General features: G+C 55.0%; 22 protein-coding genes. 13 read left to right on the forward strand and 9 right to left on the reverse strand.

The window, feature by feature from the left end; translation table 11 throughout:
* Positions 1 to 4: 4 nt before the first annotated feature.
* The 6 genes from flhA to hypA form a co-directional block, all read right to left on the reverse strand.
* Positions 5 to 2083 (reverse strand): formate hydrogenlyase transcriptional activator FlhA, encoded by a 2079-nt coding sequence (gene flhA / locus HV345_RS05325; RefSeq protein ID WP_181636351.1) that lies wholly within the window; start codon positions 2081 to 2083, stop codon positions 5 to 7.
* A gap of 206 nt (positions 2084 to 2289) precedes the next feature.
* Positions 2290 to 3300: a hydrogenase maturation carbamoyl dehydratase HypE gene (hypE, locus tag HV345_RS05330; protein WP_016157324.1), complete on the reverse strand. Its 1011-nt coding sequence runs from the start codon at positions 3298 to 3300 to the stop codon at positions 2290 to 2292.
* Positions 3297 to 4418: a hydrogenase formation protein HypD gene (gene hypD / locus HV345_RS05335; protein WP_016154193.1), complete on the reverse strand. Its 1122-nt coding sequence runs from the start codon at positions 4416 to 4418 to the stop codon at positions 3297 to 3299. The genes hypE and hypD overlap by 4 nt, the downstream gene beginning before the upstream one ends.
* The gene (gene hypC / locus HV345_RS05340) at positions 4418 to 4690 is read right to left on the reverse strand and encodes a hydrogenase 3 maturation protein HypC (protein WP_003037411.1); all 273 of its coding nucleotides are present in this window, start codon (positions 4688 to 4690) and stop codon (positions 4418 to 4420) included. The genes hypD and hypC overlap by 1 nt, the downstream gene beginning before the upstream one ends.
* Complete coding sequence (hypB, locus tag HV345_RS05345) at positions 4681 to 5553, reverse strand: hydrogenase nickel incorporation protein HypB (protein ID WP_016154192.1); 873 nt, start codon at positions 5551 to 5553, stop codon at positions 4681 to 4683. The genes hypC and hypB overlap by 10 nt, the downstream gene beginning before the upstream one ends.
* 53 nt (positions 5554 to 5606) lie before the next feature.
* The gene (gene hypA / locus HV345_RS05350) at positions 5607 to 5978 is read right to left on the reverse strand and encodes a hydrogenase maturation nickel metallochaperone HypA (RefSeq protein ID WP_016154191.1); all 372 of its coding nucleotides are present in this window, start codon (positions 5976 to 5978) and stop codon (positions 5607 to 5609) included.
* A 198-nt stretch (positions 5979 to 6176) separates the two neighbouring features.
* On the opposite strand from hypA, the gene hycA reads away from it, so the two are divergent.
* From hycA to hycI, 9 genes are all read left to right on the forward strand, one after another.
* Positions 6177 to 6635, forward strand: coding sequence for a formate hydrogenlyase regulator HycA (gene hycA / locus HV345_RS05355; RefSeq protein WP_016154190.1), 459 nt, complete (start codon positions 6177 to 6179; stop codon positions 6633 to 6635).
* A gap of 142 nt (positions 6636 to 6777) precedes the next feature.
* Positions 6778 to 7389 (forward strand): formate hydrogenlyase subunit HycB, encoded by a 612-nt coding sequence (hycB, locus tag HV345_RS05360; protein ID WP_181636352.1) that lies wholly within the window; start codon positions 6778 to 6780, stop codon positions 7387 to 7389.
* The gene (gene hycC / locus HV345_RS05365) at positions 7386 to 9212 is read left to right on the forward strand and encodes a formate hydrogenlyase subunit 3 (RefSeq protein WP_103284148.1); all 1827 of its coding nucleotides are present in this window, start codon (positions 7386 to 7388) and stop codon (positions 9210 to 9212) included. The genes hycB and hycC overlap by 4 nt, the downstream gene beginning before the upstream one ends.
* A 2-nt stretch (positions 9213 to 9214) precedes the next feature.
* On the forward strand, positions 9215 to 10138 hold the full coding sequence (locus HV345_RS05370; protein ID WP_046274832.1) for a respiratory chain complex I subunit 1 family protein: 924 nt from the start codon (positions 9215 to 9217) through the stop codon (positions 10136 to 10138).
* Between the two features lie 17 nt (positions 10139 to 10155).
* Positions 10156 to 11865: a formate hydrogenlyase subunit HycE gene (gene hycE / locus HV345_RS05375; RefSeq protein WP_016154186.1), complete on the forward strand. Its 1710-nt coding sequence runs from the start codon at positions 10156 to 10158 to the stop codon at positions 11863 to 11865.
* 9 nt (positions 11866 to 11874) lie between these two features.
* Positions 11875 to 12417, forward strand: coding sequence for a formate hydrogenlyase subunit HycF (hycF, locus tag HV345_RS05380; protein ID WP_181636353.1), 543 nt, complete (start codon positions 11875 to 11877; stop codon positions 12415 to 12417).
* Positions 12417 to 13184 carry a formate hydrogenlyase subunit HycG gene (gene hycG, locus HV345_RS05385; protein WP_016154184.1) on the forward strand — a complete coding sequence of 256 codons (768 nt, stop codon included), beginning with the start codon at positions 12417 to 12419 and terminating at the stop codon, positions 13182 to 13184. The genes hycF and hycG overlap by 1 nt, the downstream gene beginning before the upstream one ends.
* Positions 13181 to 13591: a formate hydrogenlyase maturation HycH family protein gene (locus HV345_RS05390; protein ID WP_003037385.1), complete on the forward strand. Its 411-nt coding sequence runs from the start codon at positions 13181 to 13183 to the stop codon at positions 13589 to 13591. The genes hycG and HV345_RS05390 overlap by 4 nt, the downstream gene beginning before the upstream one ends.
* On the forward strand, positions 13584 to 14054 hold the full coding sequence (gene hycI / locus HV345_RS05395) for a hydrogenase maturation peptidase HycI (RefSeq protein WP_016154183.1): 471 nt from the start codon (positions 13584 to 13586) through the stop codon (positions 14052 to 14054). Before HV345_RS05390 ends, hycI begins: the two co-directional genes overlap by 8 nt.
* Before the next feature lie 68 nt (positions 14055 to 14122).
* On the opposite strand, the gene HV345_RS05400 is transcribed toward hycI, so the two are convergent.
* A complete protein-coding gene (locus HV345_RS05400; protein WP_016154182.1) occupies positions 14123 to 14362 on the reverse strand; it encodes a SymE family type I addiction module toxin in 240 nt (79 codons plus the stop codon).
* Between the two features lie 270 nt (positions 14363 to 14632).
* Between HV345_RS05400 and HV345_RS05405 the strand changes: the two genes are divergently transcribed.
* The gene (locus HV345_RS05405) at positions 14633 to 15097 is read left to right on the forward strand and encodes an OB-fold putative lipoprotein (RefSeq protein ID WP_016157319.1); all 465 of its coding nucleotides are present in this window, start codon (positions 14633 to 14635) and stop codon (positions 15095 to 15097) included.
* A gap of 83 nt (positions 15098 to 15180) precedes the next feature.
* On the opposite strand, the gene HV345_RS05410 is transcribed toward HV345_RS05405, so the two are convergent.
* Both HV345_RS05410 and ascF read right to left on the reverse strand, forming a co-directional pair.
* On the reverse strand, positions 15181 to 16605 hold the full coding sequence (locus HV345_RS05410; RefSeq protein WP_181636354.1) for a 6-phospho-beta-glucosidase: 1425 nt from the start codon (positions 16603 to 16605) through the stop codon (positions 15181 to 15183).
* A 22-nt stretch (positions 16606 to 16627) separates the two neighbouring features.
* Positions 16628 to 18082 (reverse strand): PTS cellobiose/arbutin/salicin transporter subunit IIBC, encoded by a 1455-nt coding sequence (gene ascF, locus HV345_RS05415; RefSeq protein ID WP_181636355.1) that lies wholly within the window; start codon positions 18080 to 18082, stop codon positions 16628 to 16630.
* A 264-nt stretch (positions 18083 to 18346) separates the two neighbouring features.
* Between ascF and HV345_RS05420 the strand changes: the two genes are divergently transcribed.
* The 3 genes from HV345_RS05420 (at position 18347) to hypF (ending at position 22386) form a co-directional block, all read left to right on the forward strand.
* Entirely contained in the window at positions 18347 to 19360 is a 1014-nt protein-coding gene (locus HV345_RS05420) for a LacI family DNA-binding transcriptional regulator (protein ID WP_016157316.1), read from the forward strand.
* A 145-nt stretch (positions 19361 to 19505) separates the two neighbouring features.
* A complete protein-coding gene (hydN, locus tag HV345_RS05425) occupies positions 19506 to 20051 on the forward strand; it encodes an electron transport protein HydN (RefSeq protein ID WP_003037366.1) in 546 nt (181 codons plus the stop codon).
* A gap of 94 nt (positions 20052 to 20145) precedes the next feature.
* On the forward strand, positions 20146 to 22386 hold the full coding sequence (gene hypF, locus HV345_RS05430; RefSeq protein WP_181636356.1) for a carbamoyltransferase HypF: 2241 nt from the start codon (positions 20146 to 20148) through the stop codon (positions 22384 to 22386).
* Positions 22387 to 22449 lie beyond the last annotated feature (63 nt).

Below are 22449 nucleotides of genomic sequence, written 5' to 3' on the forward strand. Positions count from 1 at the left end.
TCCGTTAAACCAGTGCGTCCTTATCAATGCCCAGGCGCTTCATGCGCGAGAGTAACGTTGTGCGTTTCAACCCCAGTCTTTGTGCCGCGCCTTTAGGACCGGCGACAACGCCATTGGTTTCTTTCAGAACGCGCATTATCAGCTGGTATTCATCTTCGCCATCCTGCGCAACTTCGGTGGCCACCGGCGGCGTAGACGGCGCCATAGCGATTACATCCGGCAGGGACAGTTGCAGCACGTTGCCCCGGGTGAGCAGAACCGCGCGTTCTACGACGTTTTCCAGCTCGCGCACGTTACCCGGCCATTCCATGTTGCTCAGCGTACGCAGGGCTTCGGCGGGAATGCTGTCGATATTGCGCCCCATCCGGCGGGCAATTTTGAAGGTGAAGGCTTTCACCAGCAGCGGAATATCTTCCGGGCGCTCGCGCAGCGGCGGCAGATGGATCGGGAAGACGTTCAGTCGATAGTAGAGATCGTTACGAAACTCGCGATCGGCGACCATCTTTTTCAGATCGCGGTTAGTGGCAGCGATCAAGCGAACGTCGGTCTGGATCAGCTTATTGCTGCCCAGACGTTCAAACTCCTGCTCCTGCAGAACGCGCAGCAGCTTGGGCTGAAGCTCCAGCGGCATGTCGCCAACTTCATCGAGAAATAACGAACTTTTGTCCGCCAGTTCAAAGCGTCCAATCCGCTGCGTGCTGGCCCCGGTAAATGCGCCACGCTCATGGCCAAACAGATCGCTTTCCAGCAATCCGGCAGGCATTGCCGCGCAGTTCATTTTCACCATCCGACGGGCGTTACGTCCGCTCAGGTTGTGAATTGCTCGTGCAATCAGTTCCTTACCCGTCCCGGTTTCACCAAGAATCAGGACAGTGCTGTCGCTTTGCGCCACCATTTCGACCTGTTTGAGTACGCTGTACATCGCTTCGCTGCGGCCAATGATTTCTCCGAACTCACTTTCCACGTTGTTGAGTTGTTCAGTCAGCGCCAGGTTTTCATCGACCAGCCGCTCCTTCAGGCGGTGGATCTCCTGGTAGGCGAGGGCGTTATCCACGGCGATCGCCACGCGTTCTGCGATTTGGCGCAGCAGTTTGAGATTGGCGGTGGTGAATACTTTCTCTTCGCATTGCGCCAGCTTAAGTACGCCGAGCATATTATTGCCGGACATCAGCGGCAGCAGGCACAGAGTCTGTAGCTGGTTGCCCCAGGTTTCGAACAACATTCTTTCGTAAGGGGCCAGGGTATCGCGTTCGCTCAGGTTAATCAGCAGCATCTCTTTGCTTTTGAAGACCCGTTCAGAGAGCGTACCGGCTTCGTCCACTTCACTTTGTTCGTGTGCCGGATGATGTTCATCCAGATAGTGAGTGGAATAAATGCTGAGCTTGTTTTTGCGATCGCTGCGTAACACGATGCTGATGGCATCAATGTCGAAGTAGTGATGGATCTCTTTAGCGACTTCGCTGACCAGCTCATCAATATCCAGGCGGGAGAGCACAGCATTGGTGATGGCGACCAGGATGCGAAAGTTATCACGCTCACGGCACAGGAGATCGTAATCGACATTGTTGCTGACCCGGCTTTGAATTTGTTCAGCAACGACGCCGACTATTTGGGTGAAGGTCTGCAGCCGGTTGTACTCTTTTTCACTCCACGGTTGGTCTTCGTTACGGATAAATTCGCAACCGCCAAAGATTCGCCCATCTGCTGCCAGCGGTAGCAGGCAGTAGTGACCAAATTTAGAATACAGTCCGCCAGAGGCCAGCTGTGGCCAGGTTTCGGTAAACTCGTGATAGTTGCAGTGCAGCGCATCGGGGCGAGACAAAATACGGCGTACCGGGCCATGCGCCAGTACCGTTTCGTCTTCATAATCGATGGGGTTACCATTTTCACGCGTCGCAAAATAACGCGCACGCTGCGTTTGTGCCTGCCATAAGACAATAGCCGCGCAGTCGGCCAGCGCTGAACGCTTGACCAGTTGCGAAAGCGTCTCGCTGAGAGACGGCAGGTCGGGCTGCTGTAATAATGTACGAGTAATATCGAACAGGCCTTGCTGTCCGAGGTCACTCATCGGTGTATACGACATATTGCTTTTCCAGGGAAAGCACCGCAGAACGGTGCGAAAACGGTAAATGAATTATAGGTATAAGTCGTAAATTATTGCCGGACTGGTCCTGCTACACGAACCGTAGACCCGATCGGCAAAACGCCATCAGGTGATATTGCAGCGTTAAGGCCGGATGTCGACGCAAATGCGTCTTACCCGGCCTACAGCTTGCTGCCAACCGGCTGTTAGCATATACGAGGTAATGGTTCGGCGTGTGGTAAATCGAGAGTGCGTTTCACGCCGTAGAGTCCGGCAAGACGCACACCTTTGCGTTCTACCACTTCACCAATCATTGCGGCATCGCGTCCTAACGGATGTGCGCGCAGCGCGGCAAGCACCGTTTCAGCAGCCTGACGCTCAACGGCAATCACCAGCTTGCCTTCGTTAGCAAAGTTAAGCGCATCCAGACCCAGCAGTTCGCAAACGCCACGCACCGCGGGCTTCACGGGCAGGGCCGCTTCAGACAGCTCAATACCAAACCCGCATGAGGCGGCAAATTCATGCGTTACCGCATTTACGCCGCCACGGGTCGCGTCACGCAGCGCCTTCACGCCGGGAATATCACGCAGCGTCTGGATAAGCGGTGTCAATACCGCGCAGTCGCTGACCAGTTCGCCATCAAGACCCAGCTGTTCGCGCAGGTTAAGGATAGTTGCGCCGTGATCGCCAAGCGTACCGCTGACCAGCAGCACATCGCCAGGGCCGAGCGTCTGTGCGCCCCAGTGAATGTTGGCGGGGATCGCCCCCATTCCGGCCGTGTTGATGAACAGCTTGTCTGCAGCGCCGCGCTGCACGACTTTGGTATCGCCGGTCACGATGGCGATGCCTGCTTCACGCGCGGTCGCCGCCATACTGTTGACGACGGTTTTCAACGTCTCCATCGGCAAACCCTCTTCGAGGATAAAACCGCAGGAGAGGTAGCGAGGGATCGCGCCGCTGACCGCCACGTCGTTAGCCGTACCGCAGATGGCCAGCTTGCCGATATTGCCACCCGGGAAGAACAACGGATCGATAACATAGCTGTCGGTTGAAAACGCCAGACGATCGCCTTCTGCAACCAGTTGCGCCAGGTCCAGACGGGCCTGATCCTCTTGTTCCGCCAGCCACGGATTAGCAAAAGCCTCCATAAACAGACTGTTGATCAACTGCTGCATAGCCTGACCGCCGCTACCGTGGGCGAGTTGTACGCTGTTCATGCTTCACACTCCTGCTGACGATACTGATACCAGGCGGCACATGCGCCTTCTGAGGAGACCATCAGGGCGCCAAACGCGGTCTCCGGGTTACAGGTTTTGCCAAATAGCGGGCACTGATGCGGTTTGCATCTGCCGGTCAATACCTCGCCGCAACGCGCGCGCGGATCGTCATACACCTGCTGCGGCGCTGGCTGGAAATGCGCTTCGGCATCAAAGCGCTGATAGTCTGGCGTCAGGTGAACGCCAGAGGACTCAATGACGCCCAGACCGCGCCATTCGCTATCGCCATTGACGCAGAACACTTCGGCGATGGCCTGTTGAGCTAACAGGTTACCGGCGTCCGGCACCACGCGGCGATACTGGTTTTCGACCTGGCTATGTGCGGCAATCTTCTGTTCAATCAACATCACCACGCCCTGCAGCAGATCGAGCGGTTCAAAACCGGCGACCACCAACGGACGATGGAAATCTGCAGCAATGAAATTATAGGCATCAGTGCCAATCACCATGCTGACATGGCCCGGCGCTAAGAAGGCGTCGATGCCGTTGTCCGGCTGTTCCAGCAGGCTGCGCAGCGTAGGGATAAGTGTGATGTGCTGGCAGAAAAAGTAAAAGTTCTGCACGTCACGCTGTTTTGCCTGCTGAAGGGTGATGGCGGTGGTTGGCATTGTGGTTTCAAAACCCAGGCCAAAGAACACAACCTTACGCGTTGGGTTTTCCTGCGCCAGCTTCAGCGCATCCATCGGTGAATAGACGATGCGGATATCCGCGCCGCGCGCTTTGGCTTGTAGCAAAGAACCTTGTTTACCCGGAACACGCATCGCATCGCCAAAGGTGCAAAAAATCACTTCCGGATGGCTCGCGATTTCCACACAGCTGTCGATTCTGCCCATCGGCAGAACGCAAACCGGGCAGCCCGGGCCATGAATAAACTCGACGTTGTCAGGCAGCAATTGGTCGAGACCGAACTTGAAGATAGCGTGGGTATGACCACCACACACTTCCATGATGCGCAGCGGACGTTCAGCAGTGTAGGGGAGGTGTGCGGCACGTTCACACAGGTGCTCTATCAACTGCATCACCTGTTCTGGTGCGCGGTATTCGTCAACAAAACGCATTATTTTTCCTCGCCATACAACAACGCGCCGACATCCGGCTCAACGTCAAACATGTTTTGTAGCGCATCGAGCGTGTCGCGCGCTTCAGCTTCATTAATGATGCTCATGGCAAAGCCGACGTGGACCAGTACCCACTGGCCCAGACGGGGTTGACCGTGTTCATCGCAGCTTCCGACCAGCGTCAGGTCGACGTCGCGCTGAATACCGCAAACGTCGACTTTGGCCTGGTTGCCATCAATGGTGCGGATTTGACCCGGAACACCTATGCACATCGCTGCGTCTCCAGCCAGGAGAGCCATTGGTCCATGCCTTCGCCACTGGTGGCGGAAATCAGGATAATCTCAATTTCCGGGTTCACTTCCCGGGCGCTGGCGATGCACTTTTCTACGTCAAAATTGAGGTACGGCAGTAGGTCTACTTTGTTGAGCAGCATCAGCGACGCGGCGGCAAACATATGCGGGTATTTCAGCGGCTTGTCTTCGCCTTCGGTGACGGAAAGCACCGCCACTTTATGGCGTTCGCCGAGGTCGAAGCTGGCCGGGCAAACCAGGTTCCCGACGTTTTCAATGAACAGGATGCCGTTGTCTTCAAGCGGCAAACGTGGCGCGGCGTCAGCAATCATTTGTGCGTCAAGGTGGCAACCTTTACCGGTGTTGACCTGGATGGCGGGCGTACCTGTGGCGCGAATACGGGCGGCATCGTTAACCGTCTGCTGGTCGCCTTCAATGACGGCGCAAGGCACGCTGTCTTTGAGCTTCATCAGCGTTTCGGTCAGCAGCGTGGTTTTACCGGAGCCTGGGCTTGAGACAAGGTTTAATACCAGATGTTGACGGGCAGCAAAGCGTGCGCGGTTGCGCTCGGCCAGACGGTTGTTTTTATCCAGCACGTCAATTTCCACTTCCAGCATTCGGCGCTGACTCATGCCTGGCGCGTGGGTGCCTGCTTCACCGTGACCGTAATGCAAATCGCCTTCTTCGGTCTGGCTCGGTGTGAAACTGGAGGTCTTCACCCCGGTAATATTCAGCGCCGGACGAGCTGCCGGGGCAAATGGCGCGCTGCGAAACGCCGAGTGGGGATTATGCTCATCACCCTCTATATAAAGGTTGCCTTCAGCGCAACCACATGTCGTACACATCGCTCACTCCTGATCTTATTACTTGCGATACTTCAGTTGCCGGATGATGACGCTTAGGCGTCGGCATCCGGCGCTGGAGTTTCATCTATTTCAATACGTCGAATCTGTAAGCCGTCATCGGCCACAATTCTCAGCATATCGCTGTTGCATTGCGGACATCTGCGCACGCGTTGCGTCAGTAAGGTGACGTATTGCTGACAAGATTCGCACCAACATTCGGCTTCTTGTTCTTCGAGGTGGAGTTTACAACCTTCTGCAAGGGTCCCGCGGCATACCAGATCAAAACAAAAGGCGAGAGCGCTGGTTTCTACGCAAGAAAATGCGCCAATTTTGAGCCAGACCCCAGTTACTCGTTGAGCACCGTATTGCGTGGCCTGTTGTTCAATCAATTCCAGTGCCCGTTGGCAGAGGGTTATTTCGTGCATACCGCCTCCTATGAAGTTGCCGTATTAAAAGCAATAAACATGCCAGCTTGAATTTTTTCTATCGTGACAATGACGACGATGACGAAATGACATGTCGTCACCGCTCTTTGATTTTTTATCTATATGAAAATAAAGGTTTTTAATTTTGGCATGAAATGTGCTTAAAGCTGTTCATCTCTGCTAAACGGGTAACCTGACATGACTATTTGGGAAATAAGCGAAAAAGCCGATTACATCGCTGAACGGCATCGTCGCCTACAGGACCAGTGGCGTATTTACTGCAACTCGCTGGTTCAGGGGATCACCCTGTCAAAAGCGCGTTTGCACCATGCAATGAGCTGCGCACCGGACAAGGATCTCTGCTTCGTCCTTTTTGAACACTTCACTATCTACGTCACGCTGGCGGACGGCTTTAACAGCCACACCATCGAGTACTACGTTGAAACGAAAGACGGTGATGATAAGCAACTGATTGCACAGGCTGAGTTGACCATCGACGGTAAGGTTGATGAGCGTATCAGCAACCGCGATCGCGAGCAGGTGCTGGAGCACTATCTCGAAAAAATCGCCACCGTCTACGACAGCCTCTATACCGCGGTTGAAAACAATATGCCGGTGAATTTAAGCCAGCTGATTGAGGGACATAGCCCGGCTTAAGCCTTGGGTGCTGCCCACTTTTGTCATGATGCGCTTTCATACTGCGTCACGACGTTTAGGGAATGGGCATGTCGAAAAATGTCGAAATGACATTTTCCAGACATGTTTTCGTCAAAAATGACTATCACCTGAGGAATGCCTGGTGAATCGTTTTGTAATTGCTGACTCCACTCTTTGCATCGGCTGCCACACCTGTGAAGCCGCCTGCTCAGAGACACATCGCCAGCATGGCCTGCAGTCAATGCCGCGCCTGAAAGTGATGTTAAATGAAAAAGAATCCGCCCCGCAGCTTTGCCACCATTGCGAAGATGCGCCTTGCGCCACCGTTTGTCCGGTTAATGCGATTAATCGCGTTGATGGTGCCGTGCAGCTGAATGAAAGCCTGTGTGTAAGCTGCAAACTGTGCGGGATCGCCTGTCCGTTTGGCGCGATTGAGTTTTCCGGTAGCCGTCCGCTGCATATCCCGGCAAACGCCAATACACCAAAAGCGCCTCCGGCTCCGCCAGCGCCTGCCCGCGTGAGCACGTTGCTGGACTGGGTTCCGGGTATTCGTGCCATCGCGGTGAAATGCGATCTGTGCAGTTTTGACGAGCTTGGTCCGGCCTGCATACGCATGTGCCCGACCAAAGCCCTGCACCTGGTGAGTAACGTGGATATTGCCCGCGCCAGCAAACGTAAGCGTGAGCTGACTTTCAATACCGATTTCGGCGATCTCACCTTGTTTCAGCAGGCTCAGAGTGGGGATGCAAAATGAGCGCAATTTCACTGATTAACAGCGGCGTAGCCTGGTTTACGGCGGCTGCGGTTCTGGCATTTCTGTTTTCATTTCACAAACCGCTGAGCGGCTGGATTGCCGGGGTTGGCGGTGCGGTTGGCAGCCTGTGTACAGCGGCTGCGGGTTTCACCGTACTGACTAATGCCCTGGCTTTAAGCGGTGTGATGCCGTTTATTGGTCACAGTGTGCAAATTACCCCGTTGAACGCTATCTGGCTGATTACGCTGGGCCTGTGCGGCCTGTTTGTCAGCCTGTACAACATTGACTGGCATCGTCATCCGCAGGTAAAAGCCAACGGGCTGCTGGTGAATCTGCTGATGGCCGCGGCGGTATGTGCGGTGGTTGCCAGCAATCTCGGAACGCTGGTGGTGATGGCGGAAATCATGGCGCTGTGTGCCGTGTTCCTCACCGGCTGCAGCAAAGAGGGCAAACTGTGGTTTGCGCTGGGCCGCGTCGGCACGCTACTGCTGGCTATTGCCTGCTACCTGGTGTGGCAACGCTACGGCACCCTGGAGCTGCGCCTGCTTGACCTGCGCACTCAGGAGCTGCCGCTCGGGTCTGATATCTGGCTGCTGGGCGTGGCGGGTTTTGGCCTGCTGGCCGGGATTATTCCGCTGCACGGATGGGTGCCACAGGCACACGCCAACGCCAGCGCACCGGCTGCGGCGCTGTTCTCTACCGTTGTCATGAAGGTGGGTCTGCTGGGTATTCTCTCCCTGTCGCTGCTGGGCGGTAACGCGCCGCTGTGGTGGGGCATTACGCTGCTGGTGCTGGGAATGATCACCGCGTTTGTCGGCGGTCTGTATGCACTGATGGAACACAACATTCAGCGTCTGCTGGCATACCACACGCTGGAAAACATCGGCATTATTCTGCTGGGTCTGGGCGCAGGCGTAACCGGAATTTCCCTGAATCAACCTGCACTGATTGCGCTGGGTTTGACCGGCGGTCTGTACCACCTGGTAAACCACAGCCTGTTCAAAAGCGTTCTGTTCCTGGGCGCAGGCAGCATCTGGTTCCGTACCGGTCATCGTGATATCGAAAAACTGGGCGGTATCGGTAAACGTATGCCGGTTATCTCTCTGGCGATGCTGGTTGGCCTGATGGCGATGGCCGCACTGCCGCCGCTGAACGGTTTTGCCGGTGAGTGGGTTATCTACCAGTCCTTCTTTAAGCTTGGCAACAGCGGCGCGTTTGTCGGTCGTCTGTTAGGACCGTTGCTGGCGGTAGGACTGGCGATTACCGGCGCGCTGGCGGTGATGTGTATGGCGAAAGTCTATGGGGTTACGTTCCTTGGTGCACCGCGCACGAAGGAAGCTGAAAATGCCTGCTGCGCGCCAATCCTGATGGGCGTTAGCGTGGTCGCGTTGGCTATATGCTGCGTGATTGGGGGCGTTGCTGCGCCGTGGCTGCTGCCGATGATCTCCGCTGCCGTTCCGCTGCCGCTGGAAACCGCGAACACCACCGTTTCTCAGCCAATGATCACGCTGCTGCTGATCGCATGTCCGCTGCTGCCGTTCATCATCATGGCGATTTTCAAAGGCAACCGTCTGCCATCGCGTTCACGCGGTGCGGCATGGGTGTGTGGTTACGATCACGAGCAGTCAATGGTCATTACCGCACACGGTTTTGCCATGCCGGTGAAAGAAGCCTTTGCGCCGGTACTCAAACTGCGCAAATGGCTGAATCCGGTATCACTGGTTCCGGGCTGGCAGAATGCGGCTGCACCGGTGCTGTTCCGTCGCCTGGCGCTGATTGAGCTGGCGGTACTGGTGGTGATTGTGGTTTCACGAGGAGCCTGAGAATGAGTGTTTTATATCCGTTAATTCAGGCGCTGGTGCTGTTTGCCGTTGCGCCGCTGCTGTCCGGTATTACCCGCGTGGCACGTGCGCGTTTGCACAATCGCCGCGGTCCGGGCGTTTTGCAGGAATACCGCGACATTATCAAACTGCTGGGCCGTCAGAGCATTGCGCCTGCGGATTCCAGTTGGGTTTTCCGCCTGACGCCGTTTGTGATGGTGGGTGTGATGCTGACTATCGCCACCGCGTTGCCGGTAGTGACAGTTGGCTCACCACTGCCGCAACTGGGCGATCTGATCACCTTAATTTACCTGTTCGCCATCGCTCGCTTCTTCTTCTCTATCGCGGGCCTGGATACCGGTAGCCCGTTTACCGCTATTGGCGCCAGCCGCGAAGCGATGCTCGGCGTGCTGGTTGAACCTATCCTGCTGCTGGGTCTGTGGGTAGCGGCGCAGGTTGCTGGCTCAACGCATATCAGCAATATCGCCGATACCATTTATCACTGGCCTGCTGCACGCAGCATTCCGTTGATTCTGGCGCTGTGCGCCTGTGCTTTCGCCACCTTTATCGAAATGGGCAAACTGCCGTTCGATCTGGCAGAGGCAGAGCAGGAGCTGCAGGAAGGTCCATTGACCGAATACAGCGGCAGCGGTTTTGCGGTGCTGAAATGGGGCATTAGCCTTAAGCAACTGGTCGTTCTGCAAATGTTCGTTGGCGTGTTCCTGCCGTGGGGACAGATGGAAACCTTCACCTCGGGTGGGCTGCTGCTGGCGCTGGTGATTGCCGTCGTCAAACTGGTTCTCGGCGTGCTGGTCATCGCCCTGTTCGAAAACAGCATGGCGCGTCTGCGTTTTTGCGCCACTTCACGCGTGACCTGGGCCGGTTTTGGGTTTGCGTTTTTAGCGTTCGTCTCCTTGCTGGTGGCGTGATTTAAGAGAGTTTGAGCATGTCTGAAGAAAAATTAGGTCAACAATATCTCGCGGCGCTGCACCAGGCCTTCCCGGGCGTCGTGCTGGATGAAGCCTGGCAGACCAAAGATCAGCTGACGATCACCGTCAAGGTGAACTACCTGCCGGAAGTGGTGGAGTTCCTGTACTACAAACAGGGGGGCTGGTTGTCCGTGCTGTTTGGTAACGACGAACGTCAGCTGTGCGGTCATTATGCTGTGTACTACGTGCTGTCGATGGAGCAGGGTACCAAGTGCTGGATTACCGTGCGCGTTGAAGTCGATGCTAATAAGCTGGAGTTCCCGTCCGTCACGCCGCGCGTGCCTGCTGCGGTCTGGGGCGAGCGCGAAGTGCGCGATATGTACGGTTTGATCCCGGTTGGTTTGCCCGATGAGCGTCGTCTGGTACTGCCGGATGACTGGCCGGACGAACTCTACCCGCTGCGTAAAGACAGCATGGATTATCGCCAGCGCCCCGCGCCGACTACCGATGCTGAAACCTACGAGTTCATCAACGAACTGGGCGACAAGAAAAACAACGTGGTGCCGATTGGCCCATTGCACGTCACCTCTGATGAACCCGGTCACTTCCGTCTGTTTGTTGACGGCGAGAACATCATCGACGCCGACTACCGTCTGTTCTATGTCCACCGCGGCATGGAGAAGCTGGCGGAAACCCGCATGGGTTACAACGAAGTGACCTTCTTGTCCGACCGCGTGTGCGGCATTTGCGGCTTTGCGCACAGCACCGCCTATACCACCTCCGTCGAGAACGCGATGGGCATCGTCGTGCCGGAACGTGCGCAGATGATCCGCGCCATTCTGCTGGAAGTTGAACGCCTGCACTCGCACCTGCTGAACCTCGGCCTGGCCTGTCACTTTACCGGTTTTGACTCCGGCTTTATGCAGTTCTTCCGCGTGCGTGAAACCTCCATGAAGATGGCGGAGATCCTCACCGGGGCACGTAAAACTTACGGTCTGAACCTGATCGGCGGTATTCGTCGTGATCTGCTGAAAGAGGATATGATCCAGACCCGTCAACTGGCGCAGCAGATGCGTCGTGACGTGCAGGAACTGGTCGATATGCTGCTCAGCACGCCGAACATGGAACAGCGTACCGTAGGTATTGGCCGTCTGGATCCGGAGATTGCCCGTGACTTCAGTAACGTCGGCCCGATGGTACGCGCCAGCGGCCATGCGCGTGACACCCGCGCCGATCACCCGTTTGTGGGCTATGGCCTGCTGCCGATGGAAGTTCACAGTGAGCAGGGTTGCGACGTTATTTCTCGTCTGAAAGTCCGTATCAATGAAGTCTACACCGCACTGAATATGATCGACTTTGGTCTGGACAACCTGCCAGGCGGCCCGCTGGCTGTGGAAGGTTTCACCTACATTCCACACCGCTTTGCGTTGGGCTTTGCTGAAGCGCCGCGCGGGGATGACATCCACTGGAGTATGACTGGCGACAACCAGAAACTGTATCGCTGGCGCTGTCGCGCGGCGACTTACGCCAACTGGCCGACGCTGCGCTACATGCTGCGTGGCAACACCGTTTCCGATGCCCCGCTGATTATCGGTAGCCTCGATCCTTGCTACTCCTGTACCGACCGTATGACTGTGGTCGATGTGCGTAAGAAGAAGAGCAAAGTCGTGCCGTACAAAGAACTTGAGCGCTACAGCATCGAGCGTAAAAACTCGCCGCTGAAATAAGGAATCGCCATGTTTACCTTTATCAAAAAAGTCATCAAAACCGGGGCGCCGACATCGTCGTATCCGCTGGAGCCGATTGCGGTCGATAAAAACTTCCGTGGCAAACCGGAACACAATCCGCAGCAGTGCATTGGCTGTGCGGCCTGTGTGAATGCGTGCCCGTCGAATGCACTGACGGTAGAAACCGATCTGGTCACCCATGAGCTGGCGTGGCAGTTCAACCTCGGCCGTTGCATCTTCTGCGCCCGCTGCGAAGAAGTCTGCCCGACGGCGGCAATCAAGCTGTCGCAGGAGTATGAACTGGCGGTGTGGAAGAAAGAGGATTTCCTGCAGCAGTCCCGCTTTGCGCTGTGTAATTGTCGCGTATGTAACCGCCTGTTTGCGGTACAAAAAGAGATTGATTACGCCATTGCGCTGCTTAAGCACAACGGTGACAGCCGTGCGGAAAACCACCGTGAAAGCTTTGAGACCTGCCCGGATTGTAAGCGCCAGAAATGCCTGGTGCCGTCTGACCGTATTGAACTGACTCGCCATATGAAAGAGGCCAGCTGATGAGCAATTTATTAGGCCCACGTGACGCCAACGGTATTCCGGTACCGATGACGGTGGATGAATCCATTGCCAGCATGAAAGCATCGCTGCTTAAAAGCATCAAGCGTTCAGCGTACGTTTACCGTGTGGACTGCGGCGGCTGCAACGGCTGTGAAATCGAAATCTTCGCTACGCTTTCTCCGCTGTTTGATGCCGAACGTTTTGGTATTAAAGTTGTACCATCACCGCGCCATGCGGATATCCTGCTGTTTACCGGCGCGGTAACGCGTGCCATGCGCTCTCCGGCGCTGCGCGCCTGGCAGTCTGCGCCAGATCCGAAAATTTGTATCTCTTACGGTGCCTGCGGTAACAGCGGCGGTATCTTCCACGACTTATACTGCGTATGGGGCGGCACGGATAAAATCGTACCGGTGGATGTGTATATTCCTGGCTGTCCGCCAACGCCTGCGGCTACGCTGTACGGTTTTGCAATGGCGCTGGGTCTGCTGGAACAAAAAATTCACGCGCGTGCGCCAGGTGAACTGGACGCACAGCCGGCTGAAATTCTGCATCCGGACATGGTTCAGCCGCTGCGCGTGAAGGTGGATCGTGAAGCACGCCGTCTGGCGGGTTACCGCTATGGTCGCCAGATTGCTGATGACTATATGACACAGTTAGGGCAGGGCGAGCATCAGGTGGCGCGCTGGCTGGAAGCGGAAAACGATCCGCGTCTGACCGAGATCGTCACGCATCTTAATCATGTTGTCGAAGAGGCGCGTATCCGATGAGTGAAACGGTGGTGTTCAGTCAACTGAGCCGTAAGTTTATTGATGAGAACGATGCAACGCCCGCTGAGGCGCAGCAGGTTGTCTATTACAGCCTGGCGATTGGTCACCACCTTGGGATCATCGATTGCCTGGAAGCGGCGTTAACCTGTCCGTGGGATGAATATCTGGCGTGGATTGCCACGCTTGCCGAAGGCAGTGAAGCCCGCCGGAAAATGGAAGGCGTGCCGAAGTACGGCGAGATCGTCATCGATTTCAACCATGTGCAGATGCTGGCGCGCGCGTTCGATGATGCGCGTGCCGTGCAAACCCCGCAGCAGCAGGAGTGGAGCAAGCTGATGCTTAGCATGCTTCACGATATCCACCAGGAAAGCGCCATCTATCTGATGGTGAGGAGACATCGTGACTGACGTTTTATTATGTGTGGGTAACAGCATGATGGGCGATGACGGCGCGGGGCCGCTGTTGGCCGAAATGTGTGCTGCAAATCCTCAAGGTCAATGGGTTGTCATCGACGGCGGAAGCGCGCCGGAAAACGACATCGTCGCCATCCGCGAGTTGCGCCCGCAGCGTCTGTTGATTGTGGATGCCACCGATATGGGGCTAAATCCTGGTGAAATCCGCATTATCGATCCTGATGATATTGCCGAGATGTTCATGATGACCACCCACAACATGCCGCTGAACTACCTGGTCGATCAGCTGAAAGACGACGTTGGCGAGGTGATTTTCCTTGGCATTCAGCCGGATATTGTCGGTTTTTACTACCCGATGACACAGCCGATCAAAGATGCGGTAGATACCGTCTATCAGCGATTAGCCGGGTGGGAAGGACACGGTGGATTTGCTGAATTAGAGGCACCGGAAGCCTGAGGGCACTGAATACCGGATGGTGTGTCGCATTACCACCATCCGGATAACGTCGACACCCTCGAAACAGGCTATTCACCCGCTTGTTCAATAATTAATTTCCCCTGCGTAACCGATACTTTTACCGACGTGCCCGTTGGGAACCCCGCCTGTTCCAGCCAGTCTCCGTTCATCGTGAGTGAAGCATGGCGGCTTATACGTCGTGTAAAACCGGTTTTGCGATCTTCATGCCGTACTCTGACATAGCTGACTTTAAAATGACGTAATGGCTTGTTGATAACCGCTTCGGCATTACCATTTTTACCAGACATAAACACTCCCTTGTTACGAATAAAACGATGGAAAACTACTGAATAAAATGCCAGTAAAATGGCGGGAGGGCAAACCCGAAACTGGAAGGCAGATCCAGAAAATAGAATGCAAATAATGAAAGGATGAGAAGTTGATAATAGCTGGGGGGGAATATTCTCTTCTTTTACTAATACGGGAGTTATATTATATTTCGGCGTTGTTCAGGGAGGTTATATACTCGAATTATTTAGAATTTGAATATATGGGAAATTAATATACAGGAGTTATTTATGCGTTCAGGTATTCGTTTGGTAAATTTAATTATTATTTCCTCTCTTCTTAGCGGGTGTGAGACGGCGGCTGACGCGTTCTTCTCTGCGGGAGACCGATTATTTCAACCGGGGGAGTCATCCGCTGCGTCAATGCCAACCTTGTCCGTCGCTGATTTTGTCGCGCCCTATACCTTAAATCCTGTTAAAGCCAATAAGGACTATCTTGGTGAATGGGTGAAGCTGCGGGGCGTGGTCATTGATATTCGTAAGGTTAATGGTATTTCCAATGCTTATTCTTATCTTGTCAGCCTGAAAGACGAAAATAATAAAACGAACAACGTAATTCAGTTCCAGTTTGGCTCCCATAATAGTACGAATGTTGAGTCATTACAGATTGGCCGGAGCGCGACAATTATTGGTCAGGTCCACGCGTTGGGCGAAGCGCCTTTGCCGCTGCTGCAAAATCCTAAAGTTGTGCAATAAAAATGATAACAGACAGCGGGTATATATATTCTGAATAATACGTGTTGCCGGATGGCGGCGTCATCCGTCATCCGGCAACATTGTTATTCCAGATCGGTCCCGTTGCTCGCAATCACTTTCTTATACCACCAGAACGATTTTTTGCGTTTACGCGCTAACGTGCCGTTGCCCGCGTCATCGCGGTCCACATACACAAAACCGTAGCGTTTGCTCATCTCACCGGTTGAGGCTGAAACCAGATCGATACAGCCCCAGGTGGTGTAGCCCAGCAGCGGCACGCCATCCTCAATAGCATCTGCCATAGTGCGAATGTGCTCGCGTAAATAGCTAATGCGATAGTCGTCATTGATTTCGCCGTTAGCATCGATTTCATCTTTCGCCCCCAGCCCGTTTTCCACCAGAAACAACGGCTTCTGGTAGCGGTCATACATCATATTCATGGTGATGCGCAGGCCGAGTGGGTCGATGCCCCAGCCCCATTCGCTGGCGGCAATGTACGGATTACGCAGCGACTTCACCACGTTAGCGGCGCTGGTATTGCCAGTATTCATTTCAGCGGAGGCGCAGCGCGATGCGTAATAGCTAAACGAGACGAAATCGACGGTGTTTTTCAGGATATCGTCATCTCCTGCCGCTTTTTCTATCACCACGCCTTTTTCGCGAAACACACGGGCAGAGTAAGCGGGGTAAGCCCCGCGCGCCTGCACATCAATAAAGAACAGGTTTTCGCGGTCTTTTTCCAGCGCGGTCCACACATCTTCCGGTTTACAGGAATAAGGATAAAAATTACCGCCCGCCAGCATACAGCCGACCTGGTTTTGCGGATTAATTTCATGGGCAATTTTAGTTGCCAGGGCGCTGGCAATCAGTTCGTGGTGGGCGGACTGATATTTCACCTGATCCTGATTTTCACCTTCTTCAAACACCAGTCCGGCGCCAGAAAAAGGGCTGTGCAGCATAATGTTGATTTCGTTGAACGTTAGCCAGTACTTCACCAGACCGTCAAAGGCCTCGAAGCAGGTACGGGCGTAGCGGGTAAAGAACTCCACCATTTTGCGGTTACGCCAGGAGCCATACTCGCTGACCAGATGCATCGGCACATCGAAGTGACACAGCGTAACTAACGGCTCAATACCGTATTTTTTACACTCGGCAAACACGGCCCGGTAAAACGCGATACCCTCTTCATTAGGCGTCAGCTCGTCGCCGTTGGGGTAGAGACGGCTCCAGGCAATGGAAGTACGAAAAACCGTAAACCCCATTTCCGCCATCAGCGCGATATCTTCTTTATAGCGATGATAAAAGTCGATTGCCTGATGGCTGGGATAAAATTCGTCATCCCGCAGCGTAAAGCGTTTTTCCTGACCCAGTTTGACGGCCATGCGGTTTGTGCCGTGGGGGATCATATCGACGGTGGTCAGCCCTTTGCCGCCTTCCCGGTATGCCCCTTCAGACTGGTTGGCGGCCAGTGCGCCGCCCCATAAAAATCCTTGCGGAAAAACAGACATAGTTAACCTCAGTTCATACCAGTCAAATGCTGGCTCTATTGATATTGCCTGGTTGCGCGGCCTGGTTTTTTCTGGCCTGCGCGGCTGCATCTTCGACAGGAATATCTTCAAAGCCGAGGAGCAGTGTTAATACAAAGGAAAGCACGACCGCCAGCGCCATCACGCCAAACACCCAAACGATGGTCATCGGATTGGCTGGATCGAAAAACTGTACGCTGGTGAACAAGCCTGGAGCCGCCATGGAGTGGCTCGCCAGTCCGGCCATTCCGGCAACGGCACCGCAGATAAAGCCGCTGATAAGACTCGCAATCAGTGGGCGTTTCAGGCGGATCGCCACGCCATACAGCGCGGGTTCGGAAATGCCTGCCATGATGGCCGAGGCGGCTGCCGCTAACGCCGTCTGACGCAGTTCCGGGTTTTTGGTTTTCCATGCCACTGCCAGCGATGAACCGCCCAGCGACAAATTGGCGCCAATTTCTGACGGCATCACCATGCCTTCTTTTCCGGTTTCGGCAATGGTCTGAATAATGGTTGGCGTGAAGACGCGGTGCATACCGGTCATCACCAGCAGCGGCCACAATGCGCCCATAATGGCCACCGACAGCCAGCCGAGATAGCCGTGAATGGTATAAACCAGTGCTGAAATTGCACTACCGATCCAGATACCGATCGGGCCAATGATGACGATGGCGAGTGGGGCGGCGATCAGCACGATTAGCATCGGTTTAAGGAAGTTTTTGGTTACCGCCGGAGTGATGCGATCGACCCAGCGTTCGATGTAGGACAGACACCAGGTCATGACCAGCGCCGGGATCACCGTGTAGGTGTATTTCACCGCCGTCACCGGGATCAGGGCAAACTCAACGTGCTCACCCTGCGCGGCCTTCGCCATCAGTTCGATGAAGCTGGGATGCACCAGTACGCCTGCGATGGCGATTGCCAGCGACATGTTGGTTTTGAATTTTATGGCTGCTGAGGCAGCAACCATCAGTGGCAGGAAGAAGAAGGCGCCGTCGCCGATAACGGTCAGAATAGTGAGCGTGGACGATCCTTTCACCAGCACACCGGTCATTTCGAGGATCATTGCCAGCAGCTTGAGCATTGATCCGCCGATAATAGCCGGGATCAACGGGGACATTGTGCCGATCAGCGCGTCGAGGATCCCCGCACCAATCCGCTTCAGCGTCAGCCGAGGTTTGGTTTGCGGCTCTGCAGGTTGCATATTGGCAGGTAACAGGTTGACTACCTCGCGATACGCCTGCGAAACGGTGTTGCCGATGATCACCTGGCACTGGTTATCGCTGCGCACCACGCCGAGCACGCCAGGGAGCGTCTTCAGCGTCGTGCTGTCGACCTGCGAGTCATCTTTGATAACGAAACGCAAACGGGTCATACAGTGGGTCACTGCTGTGATGTTGTCCACGCCTCCCAGAGCCGTCACAACCGAGCGCGCCAGCGCTGCATAATTTTTGGACATCGGATTTAATCCTGTTTTATCAGTAGAGTACGTTATGTTTTATCCGTTCACGTTGGTCGCTTTTCTGGGTTGATGAAACGCAGATAGGAAACCGGTTCCACAAAATCATGTTTAAATTACACGTAATGGGCAAGTTTTAATTTTGATCATTTTTTATAATTGTGACTCCGATCACCAGATGTCAGCGTTTGCAATTTAGCAGCAAGGACAGCGGCGAAACGGTGCAGTACACTGCGTCACATTGAGAGAAAAGGGATGAGTAATATGACCACGATGCTGGAGGTGGCGAAGCGTGCCGGGGTGTCAAAAGCGACGGTTTCCCGGGTGCTTTCCGGGAATGGCTATGTCAGTCAGGAAACCAAAGATCGCGTGTTTCAGGCCATTGAAGAGAGTGGTTACCGCCCTAACTTGCTGGCACGCAGTCTGGCAGCGAAAACCACGCAGACGCTGGGTCTGGTGGTAACTAACACCCTTTATCACGGCGTCTATTTCAGCGAACTGCTGTTTCATACCGCGCGGATGGCGGAAGATAAGGGACGCCAGTTGTTGCTGGCTGACGGTAAGCACAGCGCAGAGGAAGAGCGTCAGGCGATCCAGTACCTGCTCGACCTGCGCTGTGACGCGATTATGATCTATCCGCGTTTTCTTAGCGTGGATGAGATAGACGATATCATCGACGCCCACGCCCAGCCGATTATGGTGCTTAATCGGCGGCTGCGGAAAAATACCAGCCACTGCGTGTGGTGCGATCAAAAGCAAACCAGTTTTAACGCCGTTACTCAGCTCATTGCCGCCGGGCACAAAGAGATTGGTTTTATTACTGGCTCGATGGATTCGCCTACCGGGGTGGAGCGACTTTCAGGCTATAAAGACGCGCTGGCACATCATGGCATTCCGCTTAATAATGATTTGATTGTTAAAGGGAAATGGACGCCAGCCTGCGGCGCAGCGGGAGTCGATACTTTGCTTTCGCATAAGGTCAATTTTACCGCGCTGGTGGCCAGCAATGATGATATGGCGATCGGTGCGATAAAGCAGTTGCACGCGCATGGCGTGCGCGTCCCTGCTCAGGTGTCGGTGATTGGCTTCGATGATATCGCTATCGCGCCATACACTATTCCGGCGCTTTCCAGCGTCAAAATCCCGGTAACGGAAATGATCCAGGAAACGATAGGCCGCCTGATCTTTATGCTGGATGACGGGGCGTTTACGCCGCCAAAAACCTTCACCGGTGAACTCATTCAACGCGACTCTGTTGCGCCGCTCGTTTTGCGCTGACGGCTGTCATTTGTCATCGTCACTAGTGACGATGACACGGTTTCTCTGCATTCAGAAAAATAAAAAACCTTTAATAACAGTCAATTAAATTCTGGCACGATTTATGAATGCTTCGGCAGATAATCTGTCATTGCTGGAGAAATTGATGAACCGTTTCATCATTGCAGACGCCAATAAATGCATTGGTTGCCGTACCTGTGAAGTGGCCTGCGTGGTATCCCATCAGGATAACCAGGACTGCGCATCGCTGACCCCTGAAACCTTTTTACCCCGCATTCACGTCATCAAAGGCGTTAATGTCTCCACGGCGACGCTGTGCCGCCAGTGTGAAGACGCGCCGTGCGCTAACGTCTGTCCGAACGGTGCAATCAGCCGTGATAAAGGCTTTGTTCACGTGATGCAGGAGCGCTGCATTGGGTGTAAAACCTGCGTTGTGGCTTGCCCTTATGGCGCAATGGAAGTGGTCGTGCGTCCGGTTGTTCGTAACAGCGGGGCAGGTCTGAACGTCCGGGCAGAAAAAGCCGAAGCCAATAAGTGCGACCTGTGCCACCATCGTGAGGCCGGTCCTGCCTGTATGGAAGTCTGCCCGACTCACGCGCTGATTTATGTGGATCGCAATAAGCTTGAGCAACTGAGCGCTGAAAAACGCCGTCGCGCGGCGCTGGATTCCACGGCATCTTTGCTGTTCTGATATCTGAAAATCCGCGTAAAATACGTGCCGGATAAGGCGAAGTCGCCATCCGGCAAACGGACATTTCAGGGATACAATAACGCGGGAATTCATCATGACAATAAACAACCACTCCGGCGTACAGCTGCGTATTCGCGGTAAGGTACAGGGCGTCGGATTTCGCCCCTACGTCTGGCAACTGGCGCAGCGGTTACAGTTACATGGCGATGTGTGTAACGACGGTGACGGTGTGGTTGTGCGTATACAGGAAGAGCCGGCAGAGTTTATTGCGCAATTGCATCAACACTGCCCGCCGCTGGCGCGCATTGACAGCGTTGAGAGCGAACCGTTCGCCTGGACGCTGCCGCCTGCCGATTTCTCGATTCGGCAAAGTGCTGGCGGAACGATGAATACGCAAATCGTTCCGGATGCCGCGACCTGTCCAGAATGTCTGGTTGAAATGAGCACCCCCGGCGAACGCCGCTATCGTTATCCCTTTATCAACTGTACCCACTGTGGCCCGCGCTTTACGATCATCCGCGCCATGCCCTACGATCGCCCGTTTACCGTGATGGCGTCATTCCCACTCTGTGCGCAATGCGATAATGAGTATCGTGATCCATACGACCGTCGCTTCCATGCCCAGCCCGTTGCCTGTCCGGCATGCGGTCCCCACCTCGAATGGTTTAGCGCGGGTGAGCGGGCGGAGAAAGAAGAGGCGTTGCAGGCGGCAGTATCGCGTCTGAAAGCGGGCGGTATTGTGGCCGTTAAAGGGATTGGTGGGTTTCATCTGGTGTGCGATGCACGAAATGATGACGCCGTAGCGCTGCTCAGGCTGCGCAAACACCGCCCGGCAAAACCTCTGGCAGTGATGCTGCCCGGTGATGACGGACTGCCTGAACCCGCTCGTCGTTTGCTGACAACCCCAGCCGCGCCGATCGTGTTGGTGCAGAAACGCTATGTCGCAGCATTGAGCGAGGGCATTGCGCCAGGGTTAACGGAAGTGGGCGTCATGCTGCCAGCGAATCCGTTGCAGCATTTGCTCTTACAAGAGATGAATTGTCCGTTGGTAATGACCTCCGGCAATCTCAGCGGCAGACCGCCCGCTATTACCAACGCGCAGGCGCTGGAAGATTTACACGAAATTGCCGATGGTTTTCTGCTGCATAACCGCGAAATTGTGCAGCGGATGGATGACTCTGTGGTACGCGACAGTGGGGAGATGCTGCGTCGTTCACGGGGTTACGTGCCGGATGCGGTGGCGCTGCCGCCAGGATTTCACGACGTGCCGCCGATGCTTTGCCTGGGCGCAGATCTGAAAAATACCTTCTGCCTGGTGCGTGGTGAACAGGCGGTTATTAGCCAGCATTTGGGCGATCTCAGCGATGACGGCATTCAGCAGCAGTGGCGTGATGCGCTGCGCCTGATCCAAAACATTTATGACTTTACGCCGCAGCGTATCGTGCATGATGCACACCCTGGTTATGTTTCCAGCCAGTGGGCCAGCGAAATGAATCTGCCAACCGAAACGGTGCTGCATCACCATGCGCATGCCGCTGCGTGTCTGGCCGAGCACGGCTGGTCGCTCGATGGTGGTGACGTGATTGCCCTGACGTTAGACGGTATCGGCATGGGGGAAAATGGCGCGCTGTGGGGGGGAGAGTGTTTGCGGGTCAACTATCGTGAATGCGAGCACCTTGGCGGCTTACCGGCGGTAGCGCTGGCGGGGGGCGATCTGGCGGCAAAACAGCCGTGGCGCAATTTGCTCGCGCAGTGCCTGCGTTTTGTTCCTGACTGGCAGCGCTACCCGGAAACATCGGTGCTGCAACATCAAAACTGGAACGTGCTGGCGCGCGCCATTGACCGGGGGATTAACACACCGCTGGCGTCATCGTGCGGACGGCTGTTTGATGCCGTTGCCGCCGCGCTTCAATGTGCGCCGGAATCGCTGAGTTATGAAGGTGAGGCGGCCTGCGCGCTGGAGGCGATGGCATCGCATTGTGCTGGCGTTGAGCACCCTGTCACGGTGCCGCTTGATGGCAATCAGCTGGACTTAGCGGTTTTTTGGCAGCAATGGCTGACCTGGCAGGCCAAACCTGCCGAAAGAGCGTGGGCGTTTCACGACGCGCTGGCGCGTGGGTTTGCTACCCTGATGCGTTTGCAGGCCGAAGAGCGGGGGATTAAGACGCTGGTATTCAGCGGAGGTGTGATGCATAACCGCTTATTGTCAGCCCGACTGGCGTTTTATCTGCATGATTTTACCTTACTGTTCCCGCAGCGTTTACCGGCGGGTGACGGCGGGTTGTCGTTGGGGCAGGGCGTGATTGCCGCGGCGCGGGCGTTGGCGCAAAAATAAAAAAGCCCCGGGACTGGCGGGGCAAGAACAACAGGTCGGGGCATACCGACAAGTGGCAACGCA

The organism is Citrobacter sp. RHBSTW-00986, assembly GCF_013783065.1.
In the GTDB taxonomy this organism is placed as follows: Bacteria; Pseudomonadota; Gammaproteobacteria; order Enterobacterales; family Enterobacteriaceae; genus Citrobacter; species Citrobacter braakii.